The following is a 24,214-nucleotide window of genomic DNA, read 5'->3' as shown; positions in this document are numbered from 1 at the left end:
TCACCTTACCTAGCCTTATTCTCGGAGCCATGCGCATCGCCGTGATCCTGACTGTCGTGGGCATGTGAACGCTCATGATTGCGCTGATCTGTGCTCTTAATGATTTCTTCCTGTTTTTGCTTCAACGGTTTCGACATTTTCTGACCGTTGAAAGCCTCGCTGTTACGGGAGAATTTCGGATCGAGGTTGTCGGCGCGGACCTGCTTGTGATGCTGATTGGCATCCGTGAATAGAAGCTCTCCATCATTGGCGAACTGCACGGCAATGCCGCGCAAATTGCACTGACGGGCGAAATTGTTGAGATTCGGTCGGCCATTTGCATCACGAGACGCCTCGAAGGCATTTCCGACTTTCGCGGAAAGATCCTCCTTCCAGGATTCGACCTGTTTGGCGCGAGAATCTGGATCCATTCCATCGTGACTGCGAATTGCTTCCGCACGATTTGAGATTTCATCGGAATCGAGCATTTTTACGGCATCCGCATGGTTTCCGAGCACTTCGCTCGCCTTGTCCTGAGAAGGATACTTGCCAAGCTGCATAAGCTCATCTTCACCGATAACGCCCTTGTCTTTGAGCATGTCCAGTTGTGCTCGTTGTTCTGGTGTCGCGTAGTTCCTCAGATCGGGCTGGATTGCCATAGTGTCGTGGCCTTTTGCTTCAAGAGCAATCTGCAATTCGCCGATTGACGGGTTTTCCGAAAAGTCTTTCTTGATTTCATCGATCGAAACACCCTCATCGGCTGCCAGAACGGTAGCCGTGAGCTCAATTTGTTCGGGTGTTGCGGGATAGTCAGACCAATCTCGGGCATCGGCTTGCTTTTCATGGTCTTGTCCGTGTTCCTGGGACTGCTCTTTTTCGGGGGTATCGTTTTCGTGCTCGATTTTTTTACCGAGTTCTTGTTCAACCATCTTGGAAAAGGCCATGATTTTTGCAATATCGGAAGTGCTGAACAGAAGATTGTTATCTTCATGCATCGTATCCATGCCCATTTGCTTCATTGTGTCTGCAAACAGCTTTGCAACAGCCGGATCATTAAGGTCAAGTTGACCATAATCTTTTCCATTACGCGACAGACGGCCGAATGTGCCATCATAGACTTTTTTGAAGACACCTCCGACGAAGTCTTTCATTCGACGAAAGATACCGCGCCTTTGCGTTTTGGTGCCATAGCGGAGATCTTGCTGCTTATTACGCATAAGCTCTTCAAGCAACCGCAAGAAAGTCGCGATGACTTTCATTTGTGAGGAGTATGCTTCCTCTCCCAAATCTGCCATTATCAATCATCCCTTCTGGATGCCTTTTGCATCCTACGGTACTAATACGCAATGATTATGCAATCTGCAAACCATACATCTGGAAATTCATATTACAGCCGTGAATCAATATCTTGATCCGAAATGGAATTTCGGTCATCAGCAGCACGGTCATCCTCGATGGAGCGCCGATTGAATTCATATCCCGATTCGATTTCAGGTGTCGATGGATCGAGGTCCATTCCATCGTGCGACTTAAAGCGAGCGTCTTGCTCCCTGAAACGATTTGTAGCCACGATAGCATCAGCAAGAGTTCTTTGATTGCGTGCGGCGGCACCTTGAACCATTTCACGGCTTGTCATTTTTGTCTCCTTTCTATTTAATGTTCGTCGAGATCACCGTCGTCAAGTACTTGACATGGACGGTCGAAAACGCGACCACGCTCATCTGCCTTATATTGTGCATCAAGACTGTCTTTAAGTGACGTGACCTTATCCGTAAGTCGATCAGACCTATATTGTTCCAGATCATCAAGACTTTCCACTGGCATTGCGGTGTCAACATTCTTGAAGTTCCCGTTCTCCTTGAGAATGGAAACGCGTGCATCGAGATCGTCGTTGCCGCTTGCAATCATGTTGTCGCGGAACTCCCTGTCGAGAGGACGTTCCCAAAGCCTTGAATCGCCCATGATGACGGACTGCACGTTGAATTCTGTCGGTGCGATATCCTGTGCTTTGAGCTTTTCCCGGATATCCTCCTTGACCCATCTGACGCTGGCGTCCTCGATAATCTCAGGGTCAGCAGCCTCATGGTCGCATCCGAGATCGCTGAAGTACTTTCCGTATGACCACGAGGCCGTCGCGCGGTCATAGTCTGTAGCCACGCAAAACGGCTGCGCGTTGCCCGGCTGGAAGAGGAGTGCCGTGCCGTCTTGGAACTGCTCGAGGACGATGTTGCCCTTTGTATCGATAGCGCCTAGGGCATTCATCATTTTTTTCTGCTGGTAATTGCTGCTCATATGATTTCTCCTTTCTTTGGTAGGGTCTTGAGAAATCTTTTGTAAGATTCTACCACTTCACATCTTGCACGGTCGGGGGAACGTGGCATTTTTCCGTTCCCCCGTGTTTTCAGATCGTCTAAGCTGTCGCGACCGCTGATGTGCAATGGGTTTCGTAATACTCGTTGGCCCGTTCCGTTGCCTTGCTCCACTCCTCCTTGAGGCGGCTTGCTTTCTCCACGTCAGACGTCATGCAGGCATGTCCCCAGAGTGACCGTGCCTTCGAAACGGCTGCCTCAAGATCCCTGAAGGTCGGATCGGTCGCGGCAAGTGTCAGCCGATCGTTCTTTGCCTCCGTTGCGGCCCTGAGATCCGAATCTTGACCACTTGTAGCCTTGGTGGCTGTCGTTGTTCGAATTACAGGTTTCTTGGCGAAATACGCGAAACCATCGCTTTTGACGAACCAATCTGACAGTTGCTTCGCAAACCTCGGTGAAGGGTTGTTCTGCCGATAGGCTTCCGCATAGTCGATATAGGCCTTTTCGATGGCGGCGGGAGAGTATCCTTCCCCGATTCGCTTGGCATATTGTTTTGCTGCCTCGTTCCGAACGGCTCCCCTTACCGTCTTGATGGACAGGGAACAGAGGCGGTTGAAAGCCTCGAATTCGGAATTTGAAAGGGTATATCCATCAGCGACCGTAGGGAGCGGATCATAGGTGCCGTCAGGCACCGCATCTAACGCGTCCCGTCTATTCGCATTGCGATCCGGCTCGCCGTCATCTCGTTGAGTCGGATCAGTCATTCCCTCGGTGACTTTCCAGTCGCTTGGACCTTCATCAGCGGAAGGATGGGCGGCAGATCTATCTATTGATACTTTTGGATTGATATTAGTATCTATATATAGCTTGTCGCCAGATTGAAGACAACCCTCGTCTTCAGATTGAAGACATGGCTTCAGATTGGAGCCCCTGTTTTGAGCCTTGGCTTCAGATTGACGACAAGGCTCGTTACCTGCTGATTGCTGAAGACGCTCAGACTCAGAATCCCCCTTATGACTCACCATGTCCTCGTTATGGAGATTCGCCACCAAGCTGCTCTTGATTTCATTGCGTCGGTTTGCAATCTCGTCGATTTCCGTCTTGATGGCGATCGGGTTCTGCGGCAGCGTGTAGACAGTCCTTAACCCCGCAGAGGTCGCCGTGGTCTCAATCGAAATGAAGCCCCATGAGACCAGTTCCTTGCGGATCTTGTAGAAACGGTTCTTGCTAATATCAAGCTCTTCGAGAATGCGGGAAGTTGATGGGAAAGCCGTGTCCCCCGCGCCGGCAAATGAGCTCAGGTATCCGTAGAGTGCCTTCGCCTCGATGGATAGGCCCTTTGATCTCATCACGAGCTGCGGCGAGAGTCCATATCCGTGGGAGAGCAGCGCATCGAGCTGCAAAAGGTTGCGCTCATCGATTTCAGTTGCGTTTCCCTGCATTTCCATCATTCCTTTCCTTTTTAAAATTCATCGCTTTGTTGTTATTGTTGATCAGGCGGGTGATTAGAATCTCCTCGGCTTCTGCAGTCGGCACCGGTTTGTCAGGGAAAGAGTACTTTGCGACCCCGCCGCCGGACGTGATCTTGTTCTCGACCTCGATGAGTCCAAACGCTTCGAGCTCGTTTCGATATCGATAGAATCGCGTCTTGCCGATGCCGAGCTGCCTGATCATCTGATAGGTCGAAGGCGGTACACCATCATCGAATGAGCAGAGGTATGCGTATAGCATACGTGCCTCAATCGACAGCCTGTTGTCGTGAAGCACGTATGCTATCTGCGGATTCATCATTTTGTGTGGCATATGTAGAACCTCCTTTTAGGTCTTTCGAACTTTCGGAAAGGAGGTTTGGTCCTATCGAGTGTGGTATAATTCGAATCAACAGAGCCGCCTTTGAACCTCGTTGAGAGTTCTCAAAGAAGCTCACTTTCCGAAAGAGTCCGTCCGTTCGCCAAAACTTTGGGACTTTTTCAGCTTACCGGGGCCGCAAGGCCCCTTTCGTTTTTCATGGTATCACACTGATTTCGGGTTCGTTGGGTATTTGAGTATCATCAGGCTCTGGTATTTACAGTAGATACGGTGTTTTCCTCCTTTTTTGATTACTTTCTTGATTACTTTTGATTACCCAGCCCTTTGAACCCTTGATTTACGGGCTTTGTAGCGCCAGCGTCGGGTAGCTTGTCCCGGCAATCGATAATGGCATATTTCCTTGAAACCCTTGATTTATAAGGGTTTCAAGGAAATATTTTTCCGAACAAACTTGATTACTCTTGATTACTCGATAGTTTTTCAACATCGGTGTTGTCATTATTATTGATGGTCCGCTGATTTATTTTTGAAACCATTTCCAGCTTATAGTCTTTAGTGGAAACATCGTATGTGTAGAAGGTTTCATTTACCAGTTCGGTGTTTCCTATCAGTGCACAGCACATAGCTCTTGGGGCGCCAGAGGCAATCAATTCGGAATTTAAGGTTCTTCTCGCGGTGTGTATGCTTTTTGGGTTTGTGAATCCGTCACCAGATGTGCGGGCGATCATATATCTCGAAATATCCATTTTATGAATTCTGCCGTTGGGTCCAGAAAATACAAATTCAGTTAGATAACCATATTTTGATTCTACCTCTCTGACATTTTTTAGAAGCGCGGCGATCTCAGCTGTAAGCGGGAAGACACGTGTTTTTCCGTTTTTAGGAGTTGAGACGAAAAAAGTTTTTTTCAATGCGTTATATTTTTCACTGTGCTGGATGTTGATGCACTGTCTGGTTTCATCTATGTCCTCCCACATCAATCCCGAAAGTTCACCTACACGCATTCCTGTATAAAGTGCGAGTTCGATTGCATATGGTCGAACATCATCAGGATATTTTTTTAGCTTTTCTTTTAAAGAATTCATCAGTTTGTTTTTTTCAATTTGAGAGAACGTTCGTTCTTCAGCAGTTTTGATAATCGGCTGTCTGCATTTGCTTTTCAAGAGAGGATAATCAATTTTTAAACATGGGTTGTTTTCGATTATCCCGTCTCTAATGGATTTATCGAACGTCCCTCTGAAGTAGCCAAGTAGCTCTTTTAACGTTTGATACCGCACGCTATTTTCTTCAAGTATCTTGTTGAAATATAATTCGAGATATTCTTCGTCAATGGTTCTTATATCCCTATTTTCGATATCATGCCCTTTCAAAAATCGCGCATATTCAGTTTTATATCTGTATAAAGTGTTATCACTAACACCTTTTAGTTTTTGCCGTTCGGCCCAAATCTTAAATCTTTCTTTGAAAGATAGTTTTGAATGTTTCATCCAATAATCTATTACTGTCTTTTCAAGATCATCCCTCGCTTTCTTTTTAATTTGTCTTCTTTTTCCTTTTTCCCCTGGAAGATATGTACGGTAATATCCATCCTGGCTATGGGTGATGGCATATGGATGCATCGCTAAATATTCATTTGTTTTCATTGATTCGATTTTATTTACCGCATCTACTATATTCATAATAGCATATTTAATAGTATCATCATATCTTTCAATGTTGTTCATTCTATACATCTCCTCCTTTTTTATTTTTCTTTTCGCAGACATTTACGTGTCGCTTAAAGAAAATGCAAGTCCTCATCTTGATACCACAGTACGCTAGTATCGCCTGAATTATGTCGGGCTCAATCGGCGCCGGCCTTTTTGGAAAAAAGGAAAGTTCCCTCTGGGATCGGGAACTGGGCCTATCCGAGGCATTGGCATTCTATGCCGCTCCTGCGCTTGACCATCAAGGGTGCCTGCGCATCTTTCTGCAACTTTTTCCTCCGCATGCTCCGTAAAAACTGGCAGAAAGACTTCGCCCTTGATTCGCGCCCTCGCTCCACTACGTTGCATTCATGCCCGGTATAGGCACAGCAGAACAGACAAGCTGTTCAGCCTAAATCATTTAAAAATAGGAGGAAAACAAGATGGGAAGAGCGAAGAAAAACGTAGAGGTCGAGGCTCAGGTGATCGCAAGGGGAAATGTCGTTCCGATGATGACTGAAGCGGAGAGTGCGGAGACAGTCCAGTATGTCTCCGACGAGGATGCTGCGAGGGAGGATAGGCTGGTTTCAGAGATCCGGATGATTACGGAACAGACGAAACAGGTCGTCCTGTTCAACTCAATCGAGATCGGCCGGCGCCTGACCGAGGCGAAAGCTATGGTGAAGCGCGGCACGTGGGGAACGTGGCTTAAGGAAAGGGTCGATTACAGCCAGAGGACGGCGAACAACTTCATGAAGATCTATCAGGAGTACGGTCGGAACGGGTTGGCAGAGAAATCGCAAGCGCTTGCGAATTTGAGCTACACGCAGGCTTTGGCTTTGATTGACCTTCCGGAAGACGAGCGTGCGAGATTTGCAGAGGAACGTAAAGCTGGAGAGATGGCGCTTCGTAAGCTCCAGGAGGAGGTGAGACAGGAGAAGGAAAAGGTCACAGCCGTTAAAGAGCTTGCAAACAGGAACGCAGCCGAGGCGGAAGCCAAGTTCGCTGACGAGCTGAAACAAAAGGATACTCAAATGGCGAAATTGACTGCCGAGAAAGCCAAGGTTGCTGCTCAGATCGAGGTATTGGAGAAACGGGCGGCAGAGGCCGAGAAATCCAACCAGAAGCGGCAGAAAGAGGCAATCGGTATTGCCCTTGAAGAGGAGCGGAAGAAACTCGATGCCGCCGCCGAAAAGCAGTCGGAACTGCTTAAACAGATCGACGAACTGAATGGACAGAGAGATCGACAGGTTGCCGAGGCCCGACGAAAAGCCGAAGAGGAGATGAACGCCAAGTTTGCAAAGGAACGTGCCGAACTTGAGGAAAAGGAGAGGGCGGCGAAAGCCGTTGCAGACGTCGCACGGAAACAGATCGATGCCGCCAAACGCCAAGTGACTGAGGCGATCGAGAACAGGGAGCTGACCGGAGCTATTGCGAGAGCCAAGTTCGCAATCGAATCCGCGCTCGACGCATATTCTAGGGCGGCCGACACGGTGATCGAGGTCGGCAGGCTCGACAAGGTGGAGGCGTCAAAACTCCTCGATGACATGGCGGAATCCAGCCAGAGTATTGTGGCGAAGTTCGTGAAGACTCTTAAATCTGAATAGCATTACGGTACTATGCTACCGAGATACCAGTAACCCGTAGTCGGAATGCACAGAAAATGATATATCACAAACCAGCAGGCAGGACGCGCAAAAAGCGTCCAGCCTTGCAAAAGATCGGTGTTATCGGTAGTAGTTTCGTACCGTAGTAGTATGGTATTTACACCACGTATTACACGTGCTATAATTAGAGAAAGGGTAAACGGAAGATGAGGTTTCGGGAGCTTGAAAGGCTGATTGTCGCGGATGGCTGGATTCGGTGTGATGTGAAAGGATCGCACTACCAGTACCGGCATCCGTTGAAGAAAGGGAAGGTCACGATACCGAGGCATGGCGGCGACATTCCGTTGAGGGTCGCGATTTCCGTGCTGAGGCAGGCGGGGCTGAAGTAGTTTTTGATTAAGGAGGAAACGGTATGTGCTATATCTATCCGGCGGTGTTCTATAAAGAAGCGGACGGTCGCTATTCGGTTATTTTTCCAGATCTGAATGATTTGGCGACTTACGGAAATGATTTTGCAGATGCGTTTACAATGGCCCAGGAGGCATGTGGACAGTATCTCTTCAATGAATTGAAGGAAGGCAATGTTCTTCCGGTGGCTTCCTCCATTGAGGATGTCATTGCGGAGGAAGAGGGGGCGATCGTCAATATGGTCGACATCGATCTCAAGGCATTCGAGCGGAAATATGGGGAGAAGTCGGTAAAGAAGACATTGACGATTCCTGGGTGGCTGAATGCATCATGTGAGGAACGCGGAATCAATTTTTCCAAAGTCCTGCAGGAGGCGTTGATTGCCCGCCTTCAGGCAAGATAGGTAGACGAAAGGGCTGATAGCGGTTATCCACTATCAGCCCTTACCATGTCCAGTCGGCTGTTCCGCGATTCAGTCCCCTATCGGGTCGATCACATCAAGTCCGAGATTTCTGGCATAGTCTTCATTTTGCCTACGTTGCTCATCCTCGCTTTTCGGCATTTCAGGAATTTTAGGATCGTCTTCCAAAGCGAGCGTTTTGGTATTGTTCTCCATTGGATTGCCTCCGTGACTGTATTATTGTATGGTAGTATTATACCACAGCGGGATCAGGTTGTACAACGTAACCAAGGGGAGACCGGTTCGCGGTCTCCCCTGCTATCTTTAGGTTTTAAGAGTCGTGTTTCGATTTTGGTTTACGTGTTACGTTTTGTATGTCCTCTCTCTGATATCGAACAGCAGGATTTTTGCCATCAGCTTCGCTTCCAGTCGCAGTTTCAGTTCGTTGTCGCATACGATGGAGACGTTGCCGTTTTCCGCAATGTATTCCCGGCGGCAGAGTGAAAGTATGTACGGTCTGTAATGTCGTATAACCTGTTCTAATGCCTGTGGGTCGCCCTGCGTTGCGAGGACGATGGTTTCGAATGGAACGAGTTTGTTTTTTCGCTTGCTCATCAGTATTCCTCACTTTCCTGTTCGAGCGTTTTTCGCATCATTGCGAGCGCACGTGAGCGATGGTATTGGACATTGGCGCGTCCGGTGCCGAGCGCGTCGCCGATTTCGCGGTCGTTCATCTCTCCGAAGTAGGATAGAAGGATGATCTTTCTTTTTGCCCCGGGAAGGGTCATGAGCGCATCGTATACGCCCTGGTCGCACACAATGAAATGCAAACCGTCTTCCACGATATCCCGTTCGAATTGGAAATACCGGTCTGTCGTGATGAGCTTGTTCAGCTCTTCAGGCGACATCTCTCCGAAGAGCTGTTCGCGTTTCAGTTTGCGTTTACGCTGGTCGTATGCGTCCCTCGCCTCATTTCTGAGGATTACTTTGCAGTAGGCGTCAAACGCGCATTGGTTTGACTTCTCGAAGTCCTTGTCGCTGTTACCCATAGGTTTCACCTCCTTTCGATCTGTCGAGACGGCAAGAGAGGTGCAGTCCGCATCGGCTGGATGGCGGAAAAGGACATGATGTTTTCCGCCTACAACGATGACGAACGCTCTATGTAAAGCGCAAAGCCTTCGGAAGACATATTTGATTATCTGGCTATAAAAAGGCGGAGGCACCACCTGGAAAGGAATCAGGTGGTGCCTCCTCGTTAAGCGACAATAAGACTATAGCACGATTCAACTTTAGTATCATCGAAAATTTTAGTAATTTTTCCCCTTGTATGACAATGTGTTTTCGATTGAGCGATCACTTAGTATGCTACTGTGGTATATTGATATTACGGCACCACGAGAGAAGGGAATAAGAATGATGCTGTATCGATTCGAGGTCGGTTACACCGTTCCCGGGAAAATGGGAAACAAGAATTACGTGACGGCGGTGGCGGCCACCGATGCCGCCCATGCGAGAATGGAGGCCGGGAAGATCTTCGAGGGTTTGAAAGAGGACTATGGCTACGATAAGGCCCTCGGGAAACTGTACAGTGCGAGCGGCATCTGCAAGTGCATAGCAGAGTTCAATGAGCCTGCCGCGCAGATGTTAGAAGCCTAATTGACTGAATTGAAGGAAAAAAAATGACTGACGAAGAGGTTATGGAAGAGCTCCTTAACAGCGATGGATATTCATTTCCGACATGGACGCTAACGCTAGGCCTCCCTACTTATGAGATGCGCGATGTCATGTCGTTGATTGCCAGTGACAAGGGGCCGATTCCAGATGATGCCACGTTCATTTCAGAGTACTTGCATATGGACGGGGCTGTAGTGGAATCTTCGGTTAAAGAGCTTCTTGATCGCAGACTCGTTTACAGGAGGGGTTCATATCTTATTCCTGATTTGGAGATGTGCGATCGAATTTATGAAGCTAACATTGCCGGTAGAAAAGCTAAGGTGGCATTTGATATCGATGAGGCTTCTTGCCCGCCGATTCCCTTGGCTGCCATGCGGGCTGGTGAGGTATATCCGGATTCATCCCTGATTGCCCGACTTGTCCTCGGATTCATTTCTGCGTGGAGCTTCGAGGCAGATTTTTGCCCGTATTGTCAGCACGACATCGCTAAGCTGCTCGGGTTGGACGAGTCGGATGTCGAGGACGCGATTGCCTTTTGGGGTGAAAAGGGTCTGGTTGATCGTGCGTGCGGCCCACTCTTCAACAAAGAGCGTCTGAACGTGAATCTCTTCGCTTGGAATGATCTTTACGGTGCGCTGGACTGGGGGGAGGAATGGGAGAAGTTCGGTTTGTGCTAAAATATCTCTAGGCATCTTTACTCCTATGGAAAAGGCTCTTGTCCTTTGGACGGGAGCCTTTTCCATGTCTAAATATCAGTTAGGTAGCTAAATGTAAGCAGACATCAAATTCGCAAGCGTTTGCGAATTTGACCATTGGTAGACTTTGCATTAGGTGCTACAACCATAAAGATTTTCGACATGAGGGAACCGCCGGTTTAGGATGATTCTCTTATATTTGTCCATTTTCAAAAGAGTCCGCTGACGCGGACAGGGGGCAGGTTTCCGACAAATTCAACAGCGCTACGAGCCTCACCCAGGGACTCTCCGCGCCATTGAAATTGTCGAAAACCTGCCTACTTAGTCGTAACGATAACAGCCGATGGCTCACGCTCCGCGTGACCACGCGCACCATCCATAATCCACTGGGAAAGGTATTAAAGAAAACTCAGGGAGATAAGGGTATTAGCTCTCGGTTGAGTGGAAATCGGTTCGGAGAAATCGCCATTCTCGTTAGCCATACTACGGTACTATGGTATACTATAGGTATGTTAAGTGGACGGGAGAAAGGAACCCGAAATGAGCGCAAGTGACTTCGAGCGTTATGAGATCGAGATTGACAATCCGTTGTATCCGATTGCTTTGAAGGACATGAACGAGCCGCCTGAAAAACTCTATGTGATCGGCAACCCGAGTGTGTTGAGTGCCAAGTCTATAGCTGTTACGGGAACTCGGAGGTCTTCTCCCTATGGAGAGGAAGCTTCAAAGATTGTTGCAAATGAAGCATTGGCTGCTTTTGTTCCCGTTATCACGGGTGGTGCTGTTGGTTGTGAGAGCGTTGCTGCAAGGACTGTTCTTGAAAACGGAGGTCTTCATATTGCGGTGGTTGGCACAGGAGCAGATGTAGATTATCCAAGTTCGAATGTCGACATGTTTGAGTTGACGGTCGAAACTGGTGGAGCGATTGTTTCCATTTCTCCTTGGGGCAAAGGACCTACGAGGGCAGGTTTTGCCAGGCGTCGGAAGGTTATCGCTGCGCTGTCACAAATGATGGTGGTTGTGGAAGCAGGGTTCCCATCGGGCGTTTTCTCCACGGCCGAATGTGCAATGGAACTTGGTAGGGAAGTATGGGCATGTCCAGGAGGATTTTTCGCTCCTGAATCGCGTGGATGCAATATGCTTATCGAAGGTGGTGCAAAGATTATTTGCGATTCGTCTTCGATTTCTCGGGCTATTTCAAGTCTTTAATTTTAGAAACTGGGCGTTCCTAGATGGAGTGCCCAGTTTTTCCTCTTAATACTATGGTAGTGTAGTATATTTGGTTTGATATTATGATAGAAGGGAGCCGATATGTCAGATGCAGAAGCATTTTACTGCCTAATGGTCGGATCCCGTTCCTTTTCTGATTACGAGTTTTTCGTAACGAAATGCGATCACCTCTTAAGGAACTGGAAGAACATCATCATTGTTTCTGGTGGCGCATACGGTACGGATGCCTTGGCAAAACGATATGCAGCGGATCGGCATTATGCCTACAAAGAGTTTCCCGCTGATTGGGACACTTATGGAAAACGTGCAGGTTACATTCGGAACCGTTTGATGCATGAGTATATTTCGAAGCATGTAAATCGCGGTGTCATTGCCTTTTGGGATGGAAAGAGCCGCGGAACGCTTCAAAGCTTTTCACTTGCTGAATCTTATTCCAATCCGTTGAGAATCATCCACGTTCCGGTACCATAGATCAGCGGTTCCATTATCTTCAAGATTATGGTATTATGGTATCATAAGGAGAATGTAGACAATGGATAAAAAACAAATATGTTCGAAGTTTGCGAGGGAGATCTGTACGATTTTGCAGATTGAGATGCCCGCGATCCGCTTTGTGTCAATCGACCGACTACGGACTGATACGCAAATTGCCGCTTTGACACCTGATGGCGTACTGATCAGAAATGACATAGGTGTGACGCCTGAATTGTTCTTCGCGATAGCGCATGAGCTTCGTCATGCGTATCAGCTGGAAAACGATCGGAGTTTGCACGATTACCATACAAGCGATCAGTTGGATATTGACGAGTATAACGCCCAGCCGCTCGAGGTTGATGCAAATGCGTTCGCGGCTGTGATCATGGCGGAGTTTTTCGGAATTTCCCGTCAATTTTTAAATATGCCTGAGAGTGTTCGCCAATTGGTTGGCAAGCGTAAACGGCAGATTCAAAACGAACTAATGGACGGGAAGGATTTCTAAACGTAGTACTACGGTATTATGCTATACTAGTAGCTGTAAGCGATCCACAAGAGAAAGGAAATGTAATGGGATGCTTTATGGGCGGAGAGGGAACTGTCAAGATTGACTGGGCCCGCTACAATGATATTCTTCGGAAACTTGGCTTCGATGGGTCATTTCGGGAGCTGATGTGTAGCCATGGTTTTGAGCCGACTTTTGAGGGCGATAGCCTTGTGGGATTGTATCTGCCATACGAAAAACATCCTCTCGCTACGGAGGATTTGCTTGTAGACCTGAAGCCGTATGTAGAGTCTGGCAGCTGGTTTCGATGGGAGTATGAGGACGGTACGGTTGAAATTGAGGATTTCGACAATCCGGAGCATCTTGCAAGGGCATTTGCCGATGATGCGGTCGAGCCTGCAAATACCAATCCGAGTTTTGTATATGCGACTCTGGAAGCATCGAAAAGGCTGGGCGTTGGTATTGCTCAACCGCTTGACGAATCAGGAAACGCGGCCGATCCGTTGGTCTTTATCGGTCTAACCGATTTCGGGTTTTCTTGGAAAGGCACCTATAGCGAGCTTGCCGATCGTTTAGGAAAAGGCGTTGCCTAGGGTTTTAGAGTATAGGGGAAACCGTCCGAATTGAGCGGTTTCCCCTATTTCGAGGTTTTGAAAAATCCGTATCGGCAAATCCGATACTTTTTAATGAGTCCGCTATCGCGGACAGGGGGCGAGTTTCCGACAAATCCAACAGCGCTACGAGCCTCACCCAGGGACTCTCCGCGCCATTGAAATTGTCGAAAACTCGCCGACTTACTCCGAAAGAGCCCAGCCGACGGCTCACGCTTCGCGTGACCGCGGAATAAAGCAATAGAGACTGGAGGAACATAAAGAAGATCGATCATGGATCGTGTTGCCTATCGAAGCCGCCAAACCCTCTGGTCTCCATTATGGGAAGGGTAAGGCGGTTCCGTTTCTTTCATAGATGGTCATCGAGTTGTTAGCAGACAAGCTGAGCGTCTAATATTTAGAGCAGTAGTACCGTGATATTGTGGTATACTTTAAACACGTTAAGCGCAGAGAAAGGAACTGATATGTTTACCGAAAATACAGTCTGGAAAGCCGTGGAGCGGCTGCTCAACGCCAATGTCGCCCTCGACTGCGACGGATTAAGTCCGTACGTATCCGGTTACGTCAACGGATACAATGATGCTTTAGTCAATTTGCTCAACGCGCTGAATATTGAGCATGATTTTCACCATTTTGATTAGGCTTCTGTTGCGGGACGATCGGAACGGTCGTCCCATTTCTAAGTAAGTGCTGCTGTAATTGGATTTAGCAATCGATGGCCGGTGCTCTTTTTATGGCGCGAGCCGATACTACTGTACTATGGTATACTATACCTACGCGTAAACAAGAAAGGATGTAGTGATGGGAACGAATTTTGCGGTCGCGCCCGGTGAGTATCTACAGGAGTGGATCGATGGCAACGGAATGTCCATTGGGGAGTTTGCGGTAGAGCTGGGCGTTTCTGTTGCCGAGATTGAAGATCTTCTGACGGGAAAGGAAGCCATCGGGAGGGAAATCGCCTGTCAGCTCGAACGGGTCACCTCTATTCCATCTGACAGCTGGATCCGGTTCGAGCTGAAATATCGTGAGGACCTGAAACGGATGTCCGTCGGATCAGAGGAATCCTGCACTTCCTCTATTCATGACGAGCTTGCGAGTCTTTTCAGGCAAGGAGGTCGGTCATGGGTGCCGGTTTATCTACTGATGAGGGACGTGTCGGAAAACGAGCTGTATAAACCGGAATACAGTTCATTTTCCGCTTGGCTTAAAGACGAGGCGGCACGATGCGGCGTAACGGAGACCTTGTTGTGGCAGCGCAAAAGTGCCGGCGATTTCTATCATGAGTGGTCTAGCGGAAAAACAGGTGTACCGAGTCTCGAAGATGGAAAACATCTGTCTGAGCTAAATCTTAACCTCGTGCGCAAGATTGCAAAAATCGATCCTTCCCGTGGCGACGAGTTGATGTATGAAATGATCGAAGCCGGTTTAAGCACGAAGATGCTCCGAAGTGAATGGCGGGCAGTCAGGAGCCATGAGGACGGCAAGGGCATCGTCGATGCTACGAAAACGTGTTATGCCGATGCAGTTGGAAGAAAGATTTCATGCTCCGATTCGGAGACTTTCGAAGAAATCGTTAATATCCTGCGATCCACAGGATATGAGGTTTGCGGCGTTTAGCGAAAGGAAAGGAAGGTTGATATGGCCAATTGGATTAAAGCCATATATTTCGTAGTTATTTTGGCTTGGGTGATTTACGTGTTGAGTGACGATGCGGTGAAGTACAAGTCATTCCCAAGGCGATTCGGTCTGTCTGTCGCCCTGACTGTCATCATAGGATTGGCCGGCTTTGCTTTATGGCATGCAGCTGTTCCTACGAGTATCAAATTGCTCAGCGAAGATTCCGAGGTCGCTGAGAGCCATTCCCTGGCTTCGCTCAAGACCGGATCTCACCTCGACGGCAAGGCGGCGCTCTCCTTCGGCTACCTCACGGAACAGGATGAGTACGTCGTGATGATGAGACAGGATGATGGAGGCTATCGTAGAAAGAGCTACCCTGCCGATGGAACGGTGGTGTATGAGGATGCGGAAGCCGATGATGCGAGAGTCGAAGTAGTCGATCAATATGTGGTCATCCGTGAAACCCACGAGTTTCCTATAGTAGGTGAGTGGACACGTGATCGGCGAAAGTTCTTAAAGTGCGAGATACGTATCCATGTCCCCGCGGGAAGCATCGCACAGGGCGAATATGACATTTCCTAGCTGTTTGCAAATGCAGCAGAGTCCGTAAAATAAAGATTTTGAATGGCGATCGGTGACGGTCGCCATTTTTGTTTAAACTATTTTTTATTCTCGTTGGTCATACTACGGTATTGTGGTACGATAGCCTTACGTTAGGCGGTTTACAGAAAGGGTTATTCCATGTCCGATAAGTGCATTTTTTTGGAAACCATGTTCGATGACTTCACCCCAGATTCCGTGAGTCGTGAGGAGCTGATTTCTATCCTGCTCGACGATCTCATGGTTGTCGCTAGGGATAACCTGTCGATCGAGTATCTTGAGAACGGCGGGGATGCGGAGGAAGCGCTCAAGTTGTTCAGTGTCGAGATGCGCAAAAACCTTGAGGAGCGGATCATCGCGTAATTAGATGTCAAGTGTCCGGCGCTAAAGTATCTGGTGTCTGGCGCTTGATAGATTGGAGTAAAGAGACAGCATGGCACAGAAGACTTTTTTCGCTGTCAAGGATTTAGATGGCGATGGGAAGCACTATTGCGCGGTTGCTTTTGAGAGCAAGTTAGCGCGGGAAGCTTTCTGCGAGCTGAATGGATATGAACCGGTTTTGGTCAAGTGGGCGATCGATAATCTTGCTGTGAGTGTCTACAACGATATCCGACACTACCCGAATATCATCGTAGACAACTCCTTGCGCAAACCGATCGGGTTTGTTCTCGAAGACGGTTCGATTAGCTAGGATGCGGCGCGGTAGGGTGAAGTTGGTGCGTTTCACTACGTACATATTTGACCTAGCTTGTGAAGGGGAAGCAGAAATGCATCCCCTTTTTTTAGAAATCAATCAGCGACCGCAGGGAGCGGATCATAGGTGCCGTCAGGCACCGCATGAATAGCGTATTGTAAGCAAATCGCCGTTCGCATCGCTTGCTCGTGACGTTCAAGGTTTGTTGCGGAGAGTTATCAAGTATGATTTTCAACTTTTTCTGCAATAGTACTAGGATACTATGGTATACTAACCTTACGTTAAGCGAACGGGAGAAAGGAACCCATGATGAACGGTAAGCATCGCGCCCCGAGAACGTATACGCATATTGAGAAGATCCGCATCATGAATGACGTTATCGTATTCATGTTTGGATGCATGACGCTTGTCTGCGAGATCAGAGTGGGTAGTTTCCTGTTTTTCGAGATGAATGTACTTCTACTTCTTCTGGGAACGGCCGAGATCTGCCTTGCATGTTTCATGTACTACCAGGAGTTTATGCTTCCCGAAGTTAAGGCGTGTCGCGAGCGCGAAGCAAAGCGCCGCGCCGAACGCCTTATGCGTCAGGCTGAACGCGACGTCCGTAAAGAGTGGGCCCTCTACGACAAGTAAGGCTCTGAAGAAAGAATCGATTCAAAAAGGAGTTCGGGCGAGCGGGCTCCTTTTTCGTTAACGATATATTGCACTATGGTATATTGGTACTATCCGATTATAGGAAAGGAGCTTTATGTATGGAAAGCGGTTTGTGACCGGTGATCGACAAAAAGCCTGCCTGTTTGAACAAAAGGGTTCATATATGGCGAGCATCAAGGATTCAAATGGGCAATTCAAGACGTTGCAGCTTGGAACCAATCGACCCGTGGCGTTCAAGCAGTTTTTCGCTGCCGCGTCCGCTGCCGGATACGACATGCGGTCCGTTGCCAAGGAGCAGGGAGTAGATCCGGAGGTGAAGCTGAATCGAGAGCAGCGCCGGAAGCTTGAAAAGGAAAACCGCCATATGAGCAATAAGGCAAAGAATCGAAAGCAAAGTGAAAGGCTGCCTGAAAGCGAAATGAGCGGACGGGAGGCACAAAAGCAACCTCCTGCTCCACAGGAATCTGAGGCTCTATGCGTGCTTGAACATGGGCGCTTGACAAGGCACCAGACGTCTCACGGTAGGTTTCTTTTCACCTACGCCCCGGCAGACGGCAGTGACGAGGTTGTCAAGAGTGTACGCGGTCGGCGCTCTGAGATCGTCGCCAGTTTCAATGAGTGGTACGCGGAGCAGGAAAAAGTTCATGAAGAGTCGCCCAAATGCCCCGCAAAAGTCTCATGCGGACATGAGACCGATTCTGTAAGTTCAGATGAGAAAAAGGAGAATTCCGTTATGTCTGGAAAAGAACGCAACGACACGGAAAACAAGATCAACTCGGCAGACGAGACTGTGTTTTCGATTATGGCAAACGGTCCGGAAAGTTCGAAACCGATCATGGCTTTCCGGAGTAGGGAAGATGCAGCTTATTTTCAAGAGTGCCTTCAGCAGGCGGCGGGAATAATGGGAGGGGATACCACCTACAGTATCGTAGATCTCATTTTAAAGAATTGAAGGAATTGGGGGCGGAAAGGGCAACCGCCGCTCACCCTCTGTCCTGGCAAGGCGGAGGCTTCGTATGGAACGGAAAAGAAAGCAACAGCTGTGCTGGAGACAGCCGGATTAGATTCAACCGTCCTTGATGCGGGTATAGCCGCACAGCAGCTTCAGCTGGTAAACGCGATCGTAGATGAGGATAGACAATACGCGACACGCTTGACGATCACCAGAACCGATAATGAAAATGCCAGTGAGTCGGTGATCTCGACTGTCATCTCCTGGCTAATGAAAAAAAAGGTCCTATCGAAAGAGCACTGTGATTCTTTCCGAGAGGGTACCTATTCGACACCTGATGGTTGGAATGGGACAACTGAACTTGAACAGGGAAAGACCGCCCTTGCATCAAAGCGGAACAGTGGCGTCCCGGGCTGTGCCGTGTGGGCGATGGAGCTTGATGAACAGGATCACAGGCTGATCTATGGCCGTTGGCATACGAGGATCGGTATTATCGGAAATGCCGATTCCTGTATCGTCAACATCCAATTGAGCCGTTATATCGTCAGGGGGTTCATTGGGGAGGCTGCGCCGCCGATACCGTCTACGCCGCGGATTGTGAAGATGCTTTTTAGCGATGAGGCGAATGTCGTTCGCGTTGGCTCGACTTTTTTGAACGATAAGCCGATATACCTGACTTCCGAGACATTGACGAGCAAGTTCATACCGGATCTGACCGATCCGAATCGAACTCTTTCCTTGATCTTAATCACCACCGACGAAGAATCGAAACTGCCGGTCAGGAACTTGAAAAATCTGACCAAGCAGCTTTTCGGGATGGCAGATATATATGTCCTTGACTGGCACGACCGTGCCCTTATGAACACTTATCGAGAGGCATTTCTGAAGAACACGCCGGCTTATGATTACGGCATGGAATGCTCAAGCCTGAAGATTTACTGCAAGCCGGTCGATCTCACGGTCCCAGCTGACAATGAAATGGGGATGGCTTATGCCAAGTATCTGATCGATCGATATACGCGGCACGGTGAAAACCGATTCATAAATGTCCTTCGTCAGGGGATCTGCCGTGCGAGCGACAGGGTGGCTGGGGATATCCTGAGTATCGCCGATGTCCGATGGTTAGATGGAATCGATGAGGCCAAACGCCTCAGTTCACGGATTAAGAAGCTGAAGCAGCGGGTGAAAGGCGATTCCGGTGGAAACGAAACGGTCGATTCGCTTCGCGATGAGATAAGCGGTCTTCAAAAGGATATCGCGGACTGGGAGGAAATTGCGAGCGAGCTGGAGACTTCGAATTCGGAGGCGGCTGCAAAAATCGACATGCTCACGCGCGATGCGATGCGACTTGAAAACGAGAAGAGGGCCGTCGAGCGTAAGCTCGAAATGACGGAGCTCGAGCAGCTAAACGCCAATGCGTTGAACGGCATCCGCAAGGCGCTTACGGTAGTGCCTGAAAACCTTACACAGCTGCTTGATTTGGCGAAGGTGCTCTATTCGGACAGAATCGTGATTCTTCCCGATGCCTACAGGAGCGCCAAGAAATTTGACGGCATTTTGACGGAAGAGTGGGAAATCTTGGTTGCCGTCGCGACGACGCTCTGGGATCTATGTTTTAAGGAGACGGTGAACGACAGGCTTGGTTCTGAGTTCAAGAAACGGACCGGATATGAGCTGGCTCGCGGAGAGTCTGGAACGACTTGTGCCATGCCCAACTTGATGAAGCTCCGCAAGCGGATGTACAAAGGCAATGAGATCGATATCTCGCCGCATGTCAAGGGAAGGAACATCAAGGCCGCCTTCCGGCTCCACTTCTATATCGACAGGGATGAGGAGAAGATCGTGATCGGCCACGCGGGGGAGCACATGGATACCGCAGGGACTCCACGTCGATAACCCCCCTTTCACAAGAAGGTGCAATCTGTTAATTGTCCAGATTGTACCTTCTTTTATGTTTCTGCGTAGCATTATGGTATACTAGTACCATGGTTACATGAGCACGAAGGGGATTGAGATGCCGAACGAACTGGAACTGTATCCACATAACGAAAAGGCGTATCGCAAACTACTGGATATGCTGTCTGAGACCAGGCGTGCGTGCATCATTCATCCTACCGGGACAGGCAAGGCGTTTATAGCATACCGTTATGCCTTCGATCATCCGAAGGAGCGAATCCTCTGGATGTCGCCCTCGACTTATATCGAGCAGGAGCAGGAAGCTTCCATCAGGCGCGAGCTGCCGAAGCATGAATTCAAGAACATCGAGCGCATGACGTATCAGACCGCCATGCATCGAGCGCAAAAGGGAAATCTTGATATCCATGCCGATACGGTTATTTTCGATGAGTTCCATCATACGGGGGCACCGCAGTGGTCCCGTGGTGTTGAAGGGGTTATCGAATGCAATCCCGACGCCAATCTGATCGGATTGAGCGCGACTTCGATTCGATACAGCGATAGCGGCCGAGATATGTCCGATGAACTTTTTGATGGTCATATCGCCTCATATATGTCGTTGACGGATTGCTGGGTTCTCGGCATCCTGCCTGTCCCGACGTATGTAACCGCCGGGTACAGCATCAACGGATACATTGAAGACCTCAGCGAGCGCATCGCAAAGGAAGAGAGTGCAGGCAGGCGGGCAGAGTTGCTGGCTGATTTTAACGAGTTGAGAGATTGCGCGAGCAGGGCAGCGAACCTTCCGGCCATTTTTCAAAAGTACTTTGAGGGAATAGAGAAAGTGATTGTTTTTTGCCCGAATGTCTTCGAGCTGAATGAAATCGAGAAGATGTGCCCGCGGTGGTTTTCCCGAGTAAACGGTAACGTTCATACCTATGTTGTCCATAGCTCGAATCCCTTCGGAACGAGTGAATACGATGGGTTCAAAGAGGACGATGATGAGACCGCAATCAAGCTTTTGCTTTGCGTCAACCAGCTTAACGAGGGGGTTCACATCAAGGGCGTGGATGCCGTCATTATGGTACGTCGTACCTCGTCGCCGACGATTTTCTATCAGCAGCTTGGGCGTGCATTGACCGCCGCAGGCAACTTCGAACCGTTGGTTATTGATCTGGTCGATAATTTCGAGATGATCGGGATTGAGCAGATTGTAAACATGATGTCGGAAAGCTACGCACGGCTGTCAGGTGAAAATGATCCGAAAGAGCTCATTCCGCCTTCAGCTTTCAAGGTCATCGACCATGAGAAGGACGCAAGGCATTTGGCAAAAAACCTTGAACGACGGCTCGCATTAAGATCAGAGAAACTGACAATTGATGAGAAGATAGCGCTGTGGAAGGGGCTTTAGCAGATGACTGACGGGAAAAAGGACCAGCTCAAACGGAAAAAGACTCTGGAATATGAGCTTCGCCGCCTTTATCGCGCGGGAGAGCTGACCGAGCAGCAGATTGCCGAGTTGAAGGAAGCCGGGTTTCCATTCGATACCCCTGTTCGCAGAACGGCAAAACCGGTTGTTCGAATCGACGATGGCAAGAAGTGGCCGAGCTGTAGTGCAGCGGAAGAAGAGCTTGGGATCACCCAGGGCTGGATGTCGGATGTGTGCAATATGGCCCAGAACGGCAAATGGGTCGCGATCAAAAATCAGTTCTATTGTTTTGAGTCGATGTATTCGCCGGATATGGATCTGACAGAGATTCGAGGGCTTGCCGGATGGATCGTCATATTGGAAACGGGGGAGATGTTCCCGACTACGGGCGCAGCGGCAAAGGCTGCCGGCACAAGCAGGTCGGTAGTTCTAGACCATGTGAAAAACAAGGTCAAGCCTCAGAATAAGAGGTTTTCGTATGTGAGGGATTGGGACGGGAAAGTAGGAAGAATTGTAGATTTGAATGTGCAGATGATTTGTCTTGAGACGGACACCATCTATCACAGTTATGACGAGATCTGTGCTGCAATATGGTCCGATGGATATGACTGGGCAACGCGAAAAGAGATTGTTCAGAAGGTCGGAGATGCCATACGGCATGGATGCCCTGCCTTTGATATGCATTGGGCAAACGGTGAGAACCTTGAAGAGAGAAAAGAAGCCTACATGGAGGAGAAAAGGCTGTGCGCTCGTCCGGTTATCGAGTTGACAACGATGCGCGAGTACGCAGATGTGCACGACGCACTGAAATTCGGCTCACGTTATGTCGACTGGAAGAAGATCGTTGCAATCTGTGATGCGAAGGGCGAGCCGACCAGCGAGACGACTTGCTGGAGGGGTGAACGATGGTTTTGGAAGGATGATTGGAATAAAAATATCAAACTGAAGTCCGGCGAGCGTATTAAGGACATGCAGCCGGTGATTTGCTATGAGCGTGGAAGGTGCGATTATTCGGTTTTTGATCTAACGAATTATCACGGGTTTGACCATAAGTCTTTGCTGAATTCAGGCAAGAAGGGAATCGTTTTTGACGGTCTGACTTGGAGGCTTTTGCGATACGACGTGGATTTCAAGAAAAGGCTAAAGGAAACGCCTTTAATCTGTCGAGAGACCGGGAAGACATTCGATACATTATCCGATTTGCAGGATTGGCTGGAGAGGGAGCATGAATGTTGTATGTACGATCTTCAGCGTGCGATCGAGGGCGGTTGGGAGTACAAGGGTTTTCACTTCGAATACATGGTTCCACCTTCCGTATCAGGAGAACGTTAATAGTGTTTTGTCTCAACATTAAGTCTCAACATACACCTGTTCGATCTCTCTCCTTCTGTATTCTATCGACGGCCTTACTGGTGGTTTTGAGCATTCGCTCCCTACAAGGAGAGCTGTTCATAACCGATGCGCAGTATATGGTTGCCGCCGGCCGTTGGATTATAGCCAACGGTCATCTGCCGACAACCGATCCGTTATCGATCCATTCGGAATTGACCTATATCTGCCAGCAATATCCTATCTGCATATTAGTTGCAGTTCTCTACGACACTTTTGGAGAGATGTCGGTTCGGCTGTTTTTTGCACTGTTGGACATGGTGGCGGTTCTCTTCATTTGGTACCAAACTTTTCCAAAAGCTGGAAACCGCATTCTTCACTGTGCTGTTTCATGCGTATTCGGAGCGGTAATCGTTTATAGCCTTCGGTCGACACCGCGTGCGCTCGATATCTTGTGCCTGGCTGTTTCCTGGGAGTTGATGGAGAAATATATTGAAAGCCGCGATATTAGATTTCTGTTTGGTTTTCCATTCCTAGGGATTTTTATAGCCAATCTGCACGGTGCGCTTTGGCCCTGCGCAATCATGTTGCCGCTTGCCGCTTTATTAGATAGTAAGCTGGATTCGAATGCGCGGGCCGCATTGGCTGTGACGATCTTACTTACGATCGCTTCCGCAATGTTGAATCCATACGGATTAGACGTGCTGTCGCTTCCGTTTAAGACAATAGGCACGTCGGATGTCGCCACGGTTGCCGTGCCGGAACTGAAACCGATGTTCTCCATCGTTCCGGTTGAGGCAGTGATACTCATTGTTATCTCGGTCATGCCGGTGATCTTCCATGCCAAGTGCTTGGGATTTAAAAAGACGGTATTTTCGTTCGAGACGATGATGATCTCAGGACTGCTCTTTCTATCCCTGATGACATGGCGAAACGAACTTTTGCTGCTTGGCATATTGATGATCGTCTACAGCACGTGGTGCTGGAAGCTTGAGCCAAAATGCAAGGTGAGCTCGAAGATGTTAAGCAGGATAGTCTTATTTTCAATCTCTGTGGTTGCACTTGAGTTAGGAGCGGTTCTGTTTTATAGCACGCTGTCTGCGACCGATCAAAAGTCCATCTCGCTTGAAAGGGCGTTTCAGGCAATGAGAGAGGATGGCGCCGTATCGGGGACGGCAGTCTTGACGGACATCGACCCAGGATGCCGAGCGGAGCTAAACGGGTTCAAGCCGTATCTTGATACCAGAATTGAGGTGTTCAATGGGCAGAACGGGCAGAAGAATGTGCTTGCCGAGGCAGGAAAGGCGCTTTCTTCTGGAAGCCTATCGGCTATTTGCGATGACTATGGAATGGATTACGCTGTACTGAATTACGGCATCAATGATGTCGGTATTCAAGATTTGAAGGAATCGGGATTCAAGCCAGTCTATAGCGACAATCTGACTGTCTGTTTAAAAAGAAGCACTGTCTAGGAAATCTATCAGCGACCACGGGGAGCGGATCATAGGTGCCGTAGGGCACCGCATGAAAAGCGCATCGCCATACGTCCTGCGAGTCGACTCGCCGTCGACTCGCAGGACGACTTGATAGTGCTTCGTAGATTACATGATGCAATATGTTAGTATTATGGTATAATATAAAAAGGGAGAATTCCCTA

General features: G+C 48.8%; 29 protein-coding genes. 20 read left to right on the top strand and 9 right to left on the bottom strand.

The features are described 5' to 3' along the window. Window positions 1–5 precede the first annotated feature (5 nt). From DW037_RS02530 to DW037_RS02505, 6 genes are all read right to left on the bottom strand, one after another. On the bottom strand, window positions 6–1,274 hold the full coding sequence (locus DW037_RS02530) for a hypothetical protein (protein ID WP_118372786.1): 1,269 nt from the start codon (window positions 1,272–1,274) through the stop codon (window positions 6–8). 92 nt (window positions 1,275–1,366) lie between these two features. After that, window positions 1,367–1,615, bottom strand: coding sequence for a hypothetical protein (locus DW037_RS02525; RefSeq protein WP_118199844.1), 249 nt, complete (start codon window positions 1,613–1,615; stop codon window positions 1,367–1,369). Between the two features lie 17 nt (window positions 1,616–1,632). Further along, window positions 1,633–2,271: a hypothetical protein gene (locus DW037_RS02520; protein WP_118372784.1), complete on the bottom strand. Its 639-nt coding sequence runs from the start codon at window positions 2,269–2,271 to the stop codon at window positions 1,633–1,635. Between the two features lie 118 nt (window positions 2,272–2,389). Continuing rightward, window positions 2,390–3,739 carry a helix-turn-helix domain-containing protein gene (locus DW037_RS02515; RefSeq protein ID WP_118372783.1) on the bottom strand — a complete coding sequence of 450 codons (1,350 nt, stop codon included), beginning with the start codon at window positions 3,737–3,739 and terminating at the stop codon, window positions 2,390–2,392. Beyond that, window positions 3,711–4,091 (bottom strand): helix-turn-helix domain-containing protein, encoded by a 381-nt coding sequence (locus DW037_RS02510; RefSeq protein ID WP_118198266.1) that lies wholly within the window; start codon window positions 4,089–4,091, stop codon window positions 3,711–3,713. Before DW037_RS02510 ends, DW037_RS02515 begins: the two co-directional genes overlap by 29 nt. Window positions 4,092–4,552: 461 nt before the next feature. Further along, on the bottom strand, window positions 4,553–5,821 hold the full coding sequence (locus tag DW037_RS02505; RefSeq protein ID WP_158571924.1) for a tyrosine-type recombinase/integrase: 1,269 nt from the start codon (window positions 5,819–5,821) through the stop codon (window positions 4,553–4,555). Between the two features lie 404 nt (window positions 5,822–6,225). Here DW037_RS02505 and DW037_RS02500 point away from each other — a divergent pair, with 404 nt between their 5' ends. From DW037_RS02500 to DW037_RS02490, 3 genes are all read left to right on the top strand, one after another. After that, window positions 6,226–7,389, top strand: coding sequence for a DUF3102 domain-containing protein (locus tag DW037_RS02500; protein ID WP_118372781.1), 1,164 nt, complete (start codon window positions 6,226–6,228; stop codon window positions 7,387–7,389). A 206-nt stretch (window positions 7,390–7,595) separates the two neighbouring features. Next, complete coding sequence (locus tag DW037_RS02495; protein WP_008370780.1) at window positions 7,596–7,778, top strand: type II toxin-antitoxin system HicA family toxin; 183 nt, start codon at window positions 7,596–7,598, stop codon at window positions 7,776–7,778. Between the two features lie 23 nt (window positions 7,779–7,801). Then, complete coding sequence (locus DW037_RS02490) at window positions 7,802–8,200, top strand: type II toxin-antitoxin system HicB family antitoxin (protein WP_118218867.1); 399 nt, start codon at window positions 7,802–7,804, stop codon at window positions 8,198–8,200. A gap of 69 nt (window positions 8,201–8,269) precedes the next feature. On the opposite strand, the gene DW037_RS10585 is transcribed toward DW037_RS02490, so the two are convergent. The 3 genes from DW037_RS10585 to DW037_RS02480 all read right to left on the bottom strand — a co-directional run bounded on the left by DW037_RS10585 (window position 8,270) and on the right by DW037_RS02480 (window position 9,246). Next, a complete protein-coding gene (locus DW037_RS10585; RefSeq protein WP_158571922.1) occupies window positions 8,270–8,413 on the bottom strand; it encodes a hypothetical protein in 144 nt (47 codons plus the stop codon). Window positions 8,414–8,560: 147 nt separating this feature from the next. Beyond that, window positions 8,561–8,812 (bottom strand): helix-turn-helix domain-containing protein, encoded by a 252-nt coding sequence (locus DW037_RS02485; RefSeq protein ID WP_118218865.1) that lies wholly within the window; start codon window positions 8,810–8,812, stop codon window positions 8,561–8,563. Continuing rightward, on the bottom strand, window positions 8,812–9,246 hold the full coding sequence (locus tag DW037_RS02480) for an RNA polymerase sigma factor (protein ID WP_118372780.1): 435 nt from the start codon (window positions 9,244–9,246) through the stop codon (window positions 8,812–8,814). Before DW037_RS02480 ends, DW037_RS02485 begins: the two co-directional genes overlap by 1 nt. Before the next feature lie 364 nt (window positions 9,247–9,610). On the opposite strand from DW037_RS02480, the gene DW037_RS02475 reads away from it, so the two are divergent. The 17 genes from DW037_RS02475 (at window position 9,611) to DW037_RS02400 (ending at window position 24,029) form a co-directional block, all read left to right on the top strand. Then, on the top strand, window positions 9,611–9,853 hold the full coding sequence (locus DW037_RS02475; RefSeq protein WP_118372779.1) for a hypothetical protein: 243 nt from the start codon (window positions 9,611–9,613) through the stop codon (window positions 9,851–9,853). Window positions 9,854–9,876: 23 nt separating this feature from the next. Then, on the top strand, window positions 9,877–10,548 hold the full coding sequence (locus DW037_RS02470; RefSeq protein ID WP_118372778.1) for a hypothetical protein: 672 nt from the start codon (window positions 9,877–9,879) through the stop codon (window positions 10,546–10,548). A 558-nt stretch (window positions 10,549–11,106) separates the two neighbouring features. Continuing rightward, entirely contained in the window at window positions 11,107–11,775 is a 669-nt protein-coding gene (locus DW037_RS02465) for a DNA-processing protein DprA (protein WP_118372777.1), read from the top strand. A gap of 102 nt (window positions 11,776–11,877) precedes the next feature. Further along, the gene (locus tag DW037_RS02460) at window positions 11,878–12,267 is read left to right on the top strand and encodes a DUF2493 domain-containing protein (protein WP_118218855.1); all 390 of its coding nucleotides are present in this window, start codon (window positions 11,878–11,880) and stop codon (window positions 12,265–12,267) included. 61 nt (window positions 12,268–12,328) lie between these two features. Next, window positions 12,329–12,775, top strand: a complete 447-nt coding sequence (locus tag DW037_RS02455; protein ID WP_118218852.1) for a hypothetical protein — start codon at window positions 12,329–12,331, stop codon at window positions 12,773–12,775. 65 nt (window positions 12,776–12,840) lie between these two features. Further along, window positions 12,841–13,368 (top strand): hypothetical protein, encoded by a 528-nt coding sequence (locus DW037_RS02450; protein ID WP_118372776.1) that lies wholly within the window; start codon window positions 12,841–12,843, stop codon window positions 13,366–13,368. Between the two features lie 482 nt (window positions 13,369–13,850). Then, window positions 13,851–14,027, top strand: a complete 177-nt coding sequence (locus DW037_RS10580) for a hypothetical protein (protein WP_158571920.1) — start codon at window positions 13,851–13,853, stop codon at window positions 14,025–14,027. Between the two features lie 160 nt (window positions 14,028–14,187). After that, a complete protein-coding gene (locus tag DW037_RS02445; RefSeq protein ID WP_118372775.1) occupies window positions 14,188–15,003 on the top strand; it encodes a hypothetical protein in 816 nt (271 codons plus the stop codon). Between the two features lie 21 nt (window positions 15,004–15,024). Continuing rightward, window positions 15,025–15,585, top strand: coding sequence for a hypothetical protein (locus DW037_RS02440; protein WP_118372774.1), 561 nt, complete (start codon window positions 15,025–15,027; stop codon window positions 15,583–15,585). 159 nt (window positions 15,586–15,744) lie between these two features. Then, window positions 15,745–15,966, top strand: coding sequence for a hypothetical protein (locus tag DW037_RS02435; RefSeq protein ID WP_118372773.1), 222 nt, complete (start codon window positions 15,745–15,747; stop codon window positions 15,964–15,966). Window positions 15,967–16,036: 70 nt separating this feature from the next. After that, window positions 16,037–16,294 carry a hypothetical protein gene (locus DW037_RS02430; protein WP_118372772.1) on the top strand — a complete coding sequence of 86 codons (258 nt, stop codon included), beginning with the start codon at window positions 16,037–16,039 and terminating at the stop codon, window positions 16,292–16,294. A gap of 312 nt (window positions 16,295–16,606) precedes the next feature. After that, complete coding sequence (locus tag DW037_RS02425; protein WP_118372771.1) at window positions 16,607–16,930, top strand: hypothetical protein; 324 nt, start codon at window positions 16,607–16,609, stop codon at window positions 16,928–16,930. A gap of 115 nt (window positions 16,931–17,045) precedes the next feature. Then, on the top strand, window positions 17,046–17,903 hold the full coding sequence (locus DW037_RS02420; RefSeq protein ID WP_118372770.1) for a hypothetical protein: 858 nt from the start codon (window positions 17,046–17,048) through the stop codon (window positions 17,901–17,903). Between the two features lie 90 nt (window positions 17,904–17,993). Then, window positions 17,994–19,799: a hypothetical protein gene (locus DW037_RS02415; protein ID WP_118372769.1), complete on the top strand. Its 1,806-nt coding sequence runs from the start codon at window positions 17,994–17,996 to the stop codon at window positions 19,797–19,799. A gap of 118 nt (window positions 19,800–19,917) precedes the next feature. After that, window positions 19,918–21,210 carry a DEAD/DEAH box helicase gene (locus DW037_RS02410; protein ID WP_158571918.1) on the top strand — a complete coding sequence of 431 codons (1,293 nt, stop codon included), beginning with the start codon at window positions 19,918–19,920 and terminating at the stop codon, window positions 21,208–21,210. Between the two features lie 3 nt (window positions 21,211–21,213). Beyond that, window positions 21,214–22,560 (top strand): hypothetical protein, encoded by a 1,347-nt coding sequence (locus tag DW037_RS02405; RefSeq protein WP_118372767.1) that lies wholly within the window; start codon window positions 21,214–21,216, stop codon window positions 22,558–22,560. Window positions 22,561–22,640: 80 nt separating this feature from the next. Continuing rightward, window positions 22,641–24,029, top strand: coding sequence for a hypothetical protein (locus DW037_RS02400; protein ID WP_147352003.1), 1,389 nt, complete (start codon window positions 22,641–22,643; stop codon window positions 24,027–24,029). Window positions 24,030–24,214: the final 185 nt, after the last annotated feature.

Source organism: Collinsella sp. AF39-11AT, from assembly GCF_003474585.1.
GTDB lineage: Bacteria > Actinomycetota > Coriobacteriia > Coriobacteriales > Coriobacteriaceae > Collinsella.
The sequence above is the reverse complement of the archived record's forward strand: the minus strand, read 5'-3'. Positions and strand labels throughout refer to the sequence as shown.

Excerpts from the sequence above, each read along its gene's own strand:
- DW037_RS02530 (WP_118372786.1), bottom strand. The coding sequence starts at position 1,274 with ATGGCAGATTTGGGAGAGGAAGCATACTCCTCACAAATGAAAGTCATC.
- DW037_RS02525 (WP_118199844.1), bottom strand. The coding sequence starts at position 1,615 with ATGACAAGCCGTGAAATGGTTCAAGGTGCCGCCGCACGCAATCAAAGA.
- DW037_RS02520 (WP_118372784.1), bottom strand. The coding sequence starts at position 2,271 with ATGAGCAGCAATTACCAGCAGAAAAAAATGATGAATGCCCTAGGCGCT.
- DW037_RS02515 (WP_118372783.1), bottom strand. The coding sequence starts at position 3,739 with ATGATGGAAATGCAGGGAAACGCAACTGAAATCGATGAGCGCAACCTT.
- DW037_RS02510 (WP_118198266.1), bottom strand. The coding sequence starts at position 4,091 with ATGCCACACAAAATGATGAATCCGCAGATAGCATACGTGCTTCACGAC.
- DW037_RS02505 (WP_158571924.1), bottom strand. The coding sequence starts at position 5,821 with ATGAACAACATTGAAAGATATGATGATACTATTAAATATGCTATTATG.
- DW037_RS02500 (WP_118372781.1), top strand. The coding sequence starts at position 6,226 with ATGGGAAGAGCGAAGAAAAACGTAGAGGTCGAGGCTCAGGTGATCGCA.
- DW037_RS02495 (WP_008370780.1), top strand. The coding sequence starts at position 7,596 with ATGAGGTTTCGGGAGCTTGAAAGGCTGATTGTCGCGGATGGCTGGATT.
- DW037_RS02490 (WP_118218867.1), top strand. The coding sequence starts at position 7,802 with ATGTGCTATATCTATCCGGCGGTGTTCTATAAAGAAGCGGACGGTCGC.
- DW037_RS10585 (WP_158571922.1), bottom strand. The coding sequence starts at position 8,413 with ATGGAGAACAATACCAAAACGCTCGCTTTGGAAGACGATCCTAAAATT.
- DW037_RS02485 (WP_118218865.1), bottom strand. The coding sequence starts at position 8,812 with ATGAGCAAGCGAAAAAACAAACTCGTTCCATTCGAAACCATCGTCCTC.
- DW037_RS02480 (WP_118372780.1), bottom strand. The coding sequence starts at position 9,246 with ATGGGTAACAGCGACAAGGACTTCGAGAAGTCAAACCAATGCGCGTTT.
- DW037_RS02475 (WP_118372779.1), top strand. The coding sequence starts at position 9,611 with ATGATGCTGTATCGATTCGAGGTCGGTTACACCGTTCCCGGGAAAATG.
- DW037_RS02470 (WP_118372778.1), top strand. The coding sequence starts at position 9,877 with ATGACTGACGAAGAGGTTATGGAAGAGCTCCTTAACAGCGATGGATAT.
- DW037_RS02465 (WP_118372777.1), top strand. The coding sequence starts at position 11,107 with ATGAGCGCAAGTGACTTCGAGCGTTATGAGATCGAGATTGACAATCCG.
- DW037_RS02460 (WP_118218855.1), top strand. The coding sequence starts at position 11,878 with ATGTCAGATGCAGAAGCATTTTACTGCCTAATGGTCGGATCCCGTTCC.
- DW037_RS02455 (WP_118218852.1), top strand. The coding sequence starts at position 12,329 with ATGGATAAAAAACAAATATGTTCGAAGTTTGCGAGGGAGATCTGTACG.
- DW037_RS02450 (WP_118372776.1), top strand. The coding sequence starts at position 12,841 with ATGGGATGCTTTATGGGCGGAGAGGGAACTGTCAAGATTGACTGGGCC.
- DW037_RS10580 (WP_158571920.1), top strand. The coding sequence starts at position 13,851 with ATGTTTACCGAAAATACAGTCTGGAAAGCCGTGGAGCGGCTGCTCAAC.
- DW037_RS02445 (WP_118372775.1), top strand. The coding sequence starts at position 14,188 with ATGGGAACGAATTTTGCGGTCGCGCCCGGTGAGTATCTACAGGAGTGG.
- DW037_RS02440 (WP_118372774.1), top strand. The coding sequence starts at position 15,025 with ATGGCCAATTGGATTAAAGCCATATATTTCGTAGTTATTTTGGCTTGG.
- DW037_RS02435 (WP_118372773.1), top strand. The coding sequence starts at position 15,745 with ATGTCCGATAAGTGCATTTTTTTGGAAACCATGTTCGATGACTTCACC.
- DW037_RS02430 (WP_118372772.1), top strand. The coding sequence starts at position 16,037 with ATGGCACAGAAGACTTTTTTCGCTGTCAAGGATTTAGATGGCGATGGG.
- DW037_RS02425 (WP_118372771.1), top strand. The coding sequence starts at position 16,607 with ATGAACGGTAAGCATCGCGCCCCGAGAACGTATACGCATATTGAGAAG.
- DW037_RS02420 (WP_118372770.1), top strand. The coding sequence starts at position 17,046 with ATGTATGGAAAGCGGTTTGTGACCGGTGATCGACAAAAAGCCTGCCTG.
- DW037_RS02410 (WP_158571918.1), top strand. The coding sequence starts at position 19,918 with ATGCCGAACGAACTGGAACTGTATCCACATAACGAAAAGGCGTATCGC.
- DW037_RS02405 (WP_118372767.1), top strand. The coding sequence starts at position 21,214 with ATGACTGACGGGAAAAAGGACCAGCTCAAACGGAAAAAGACTCTGGAA.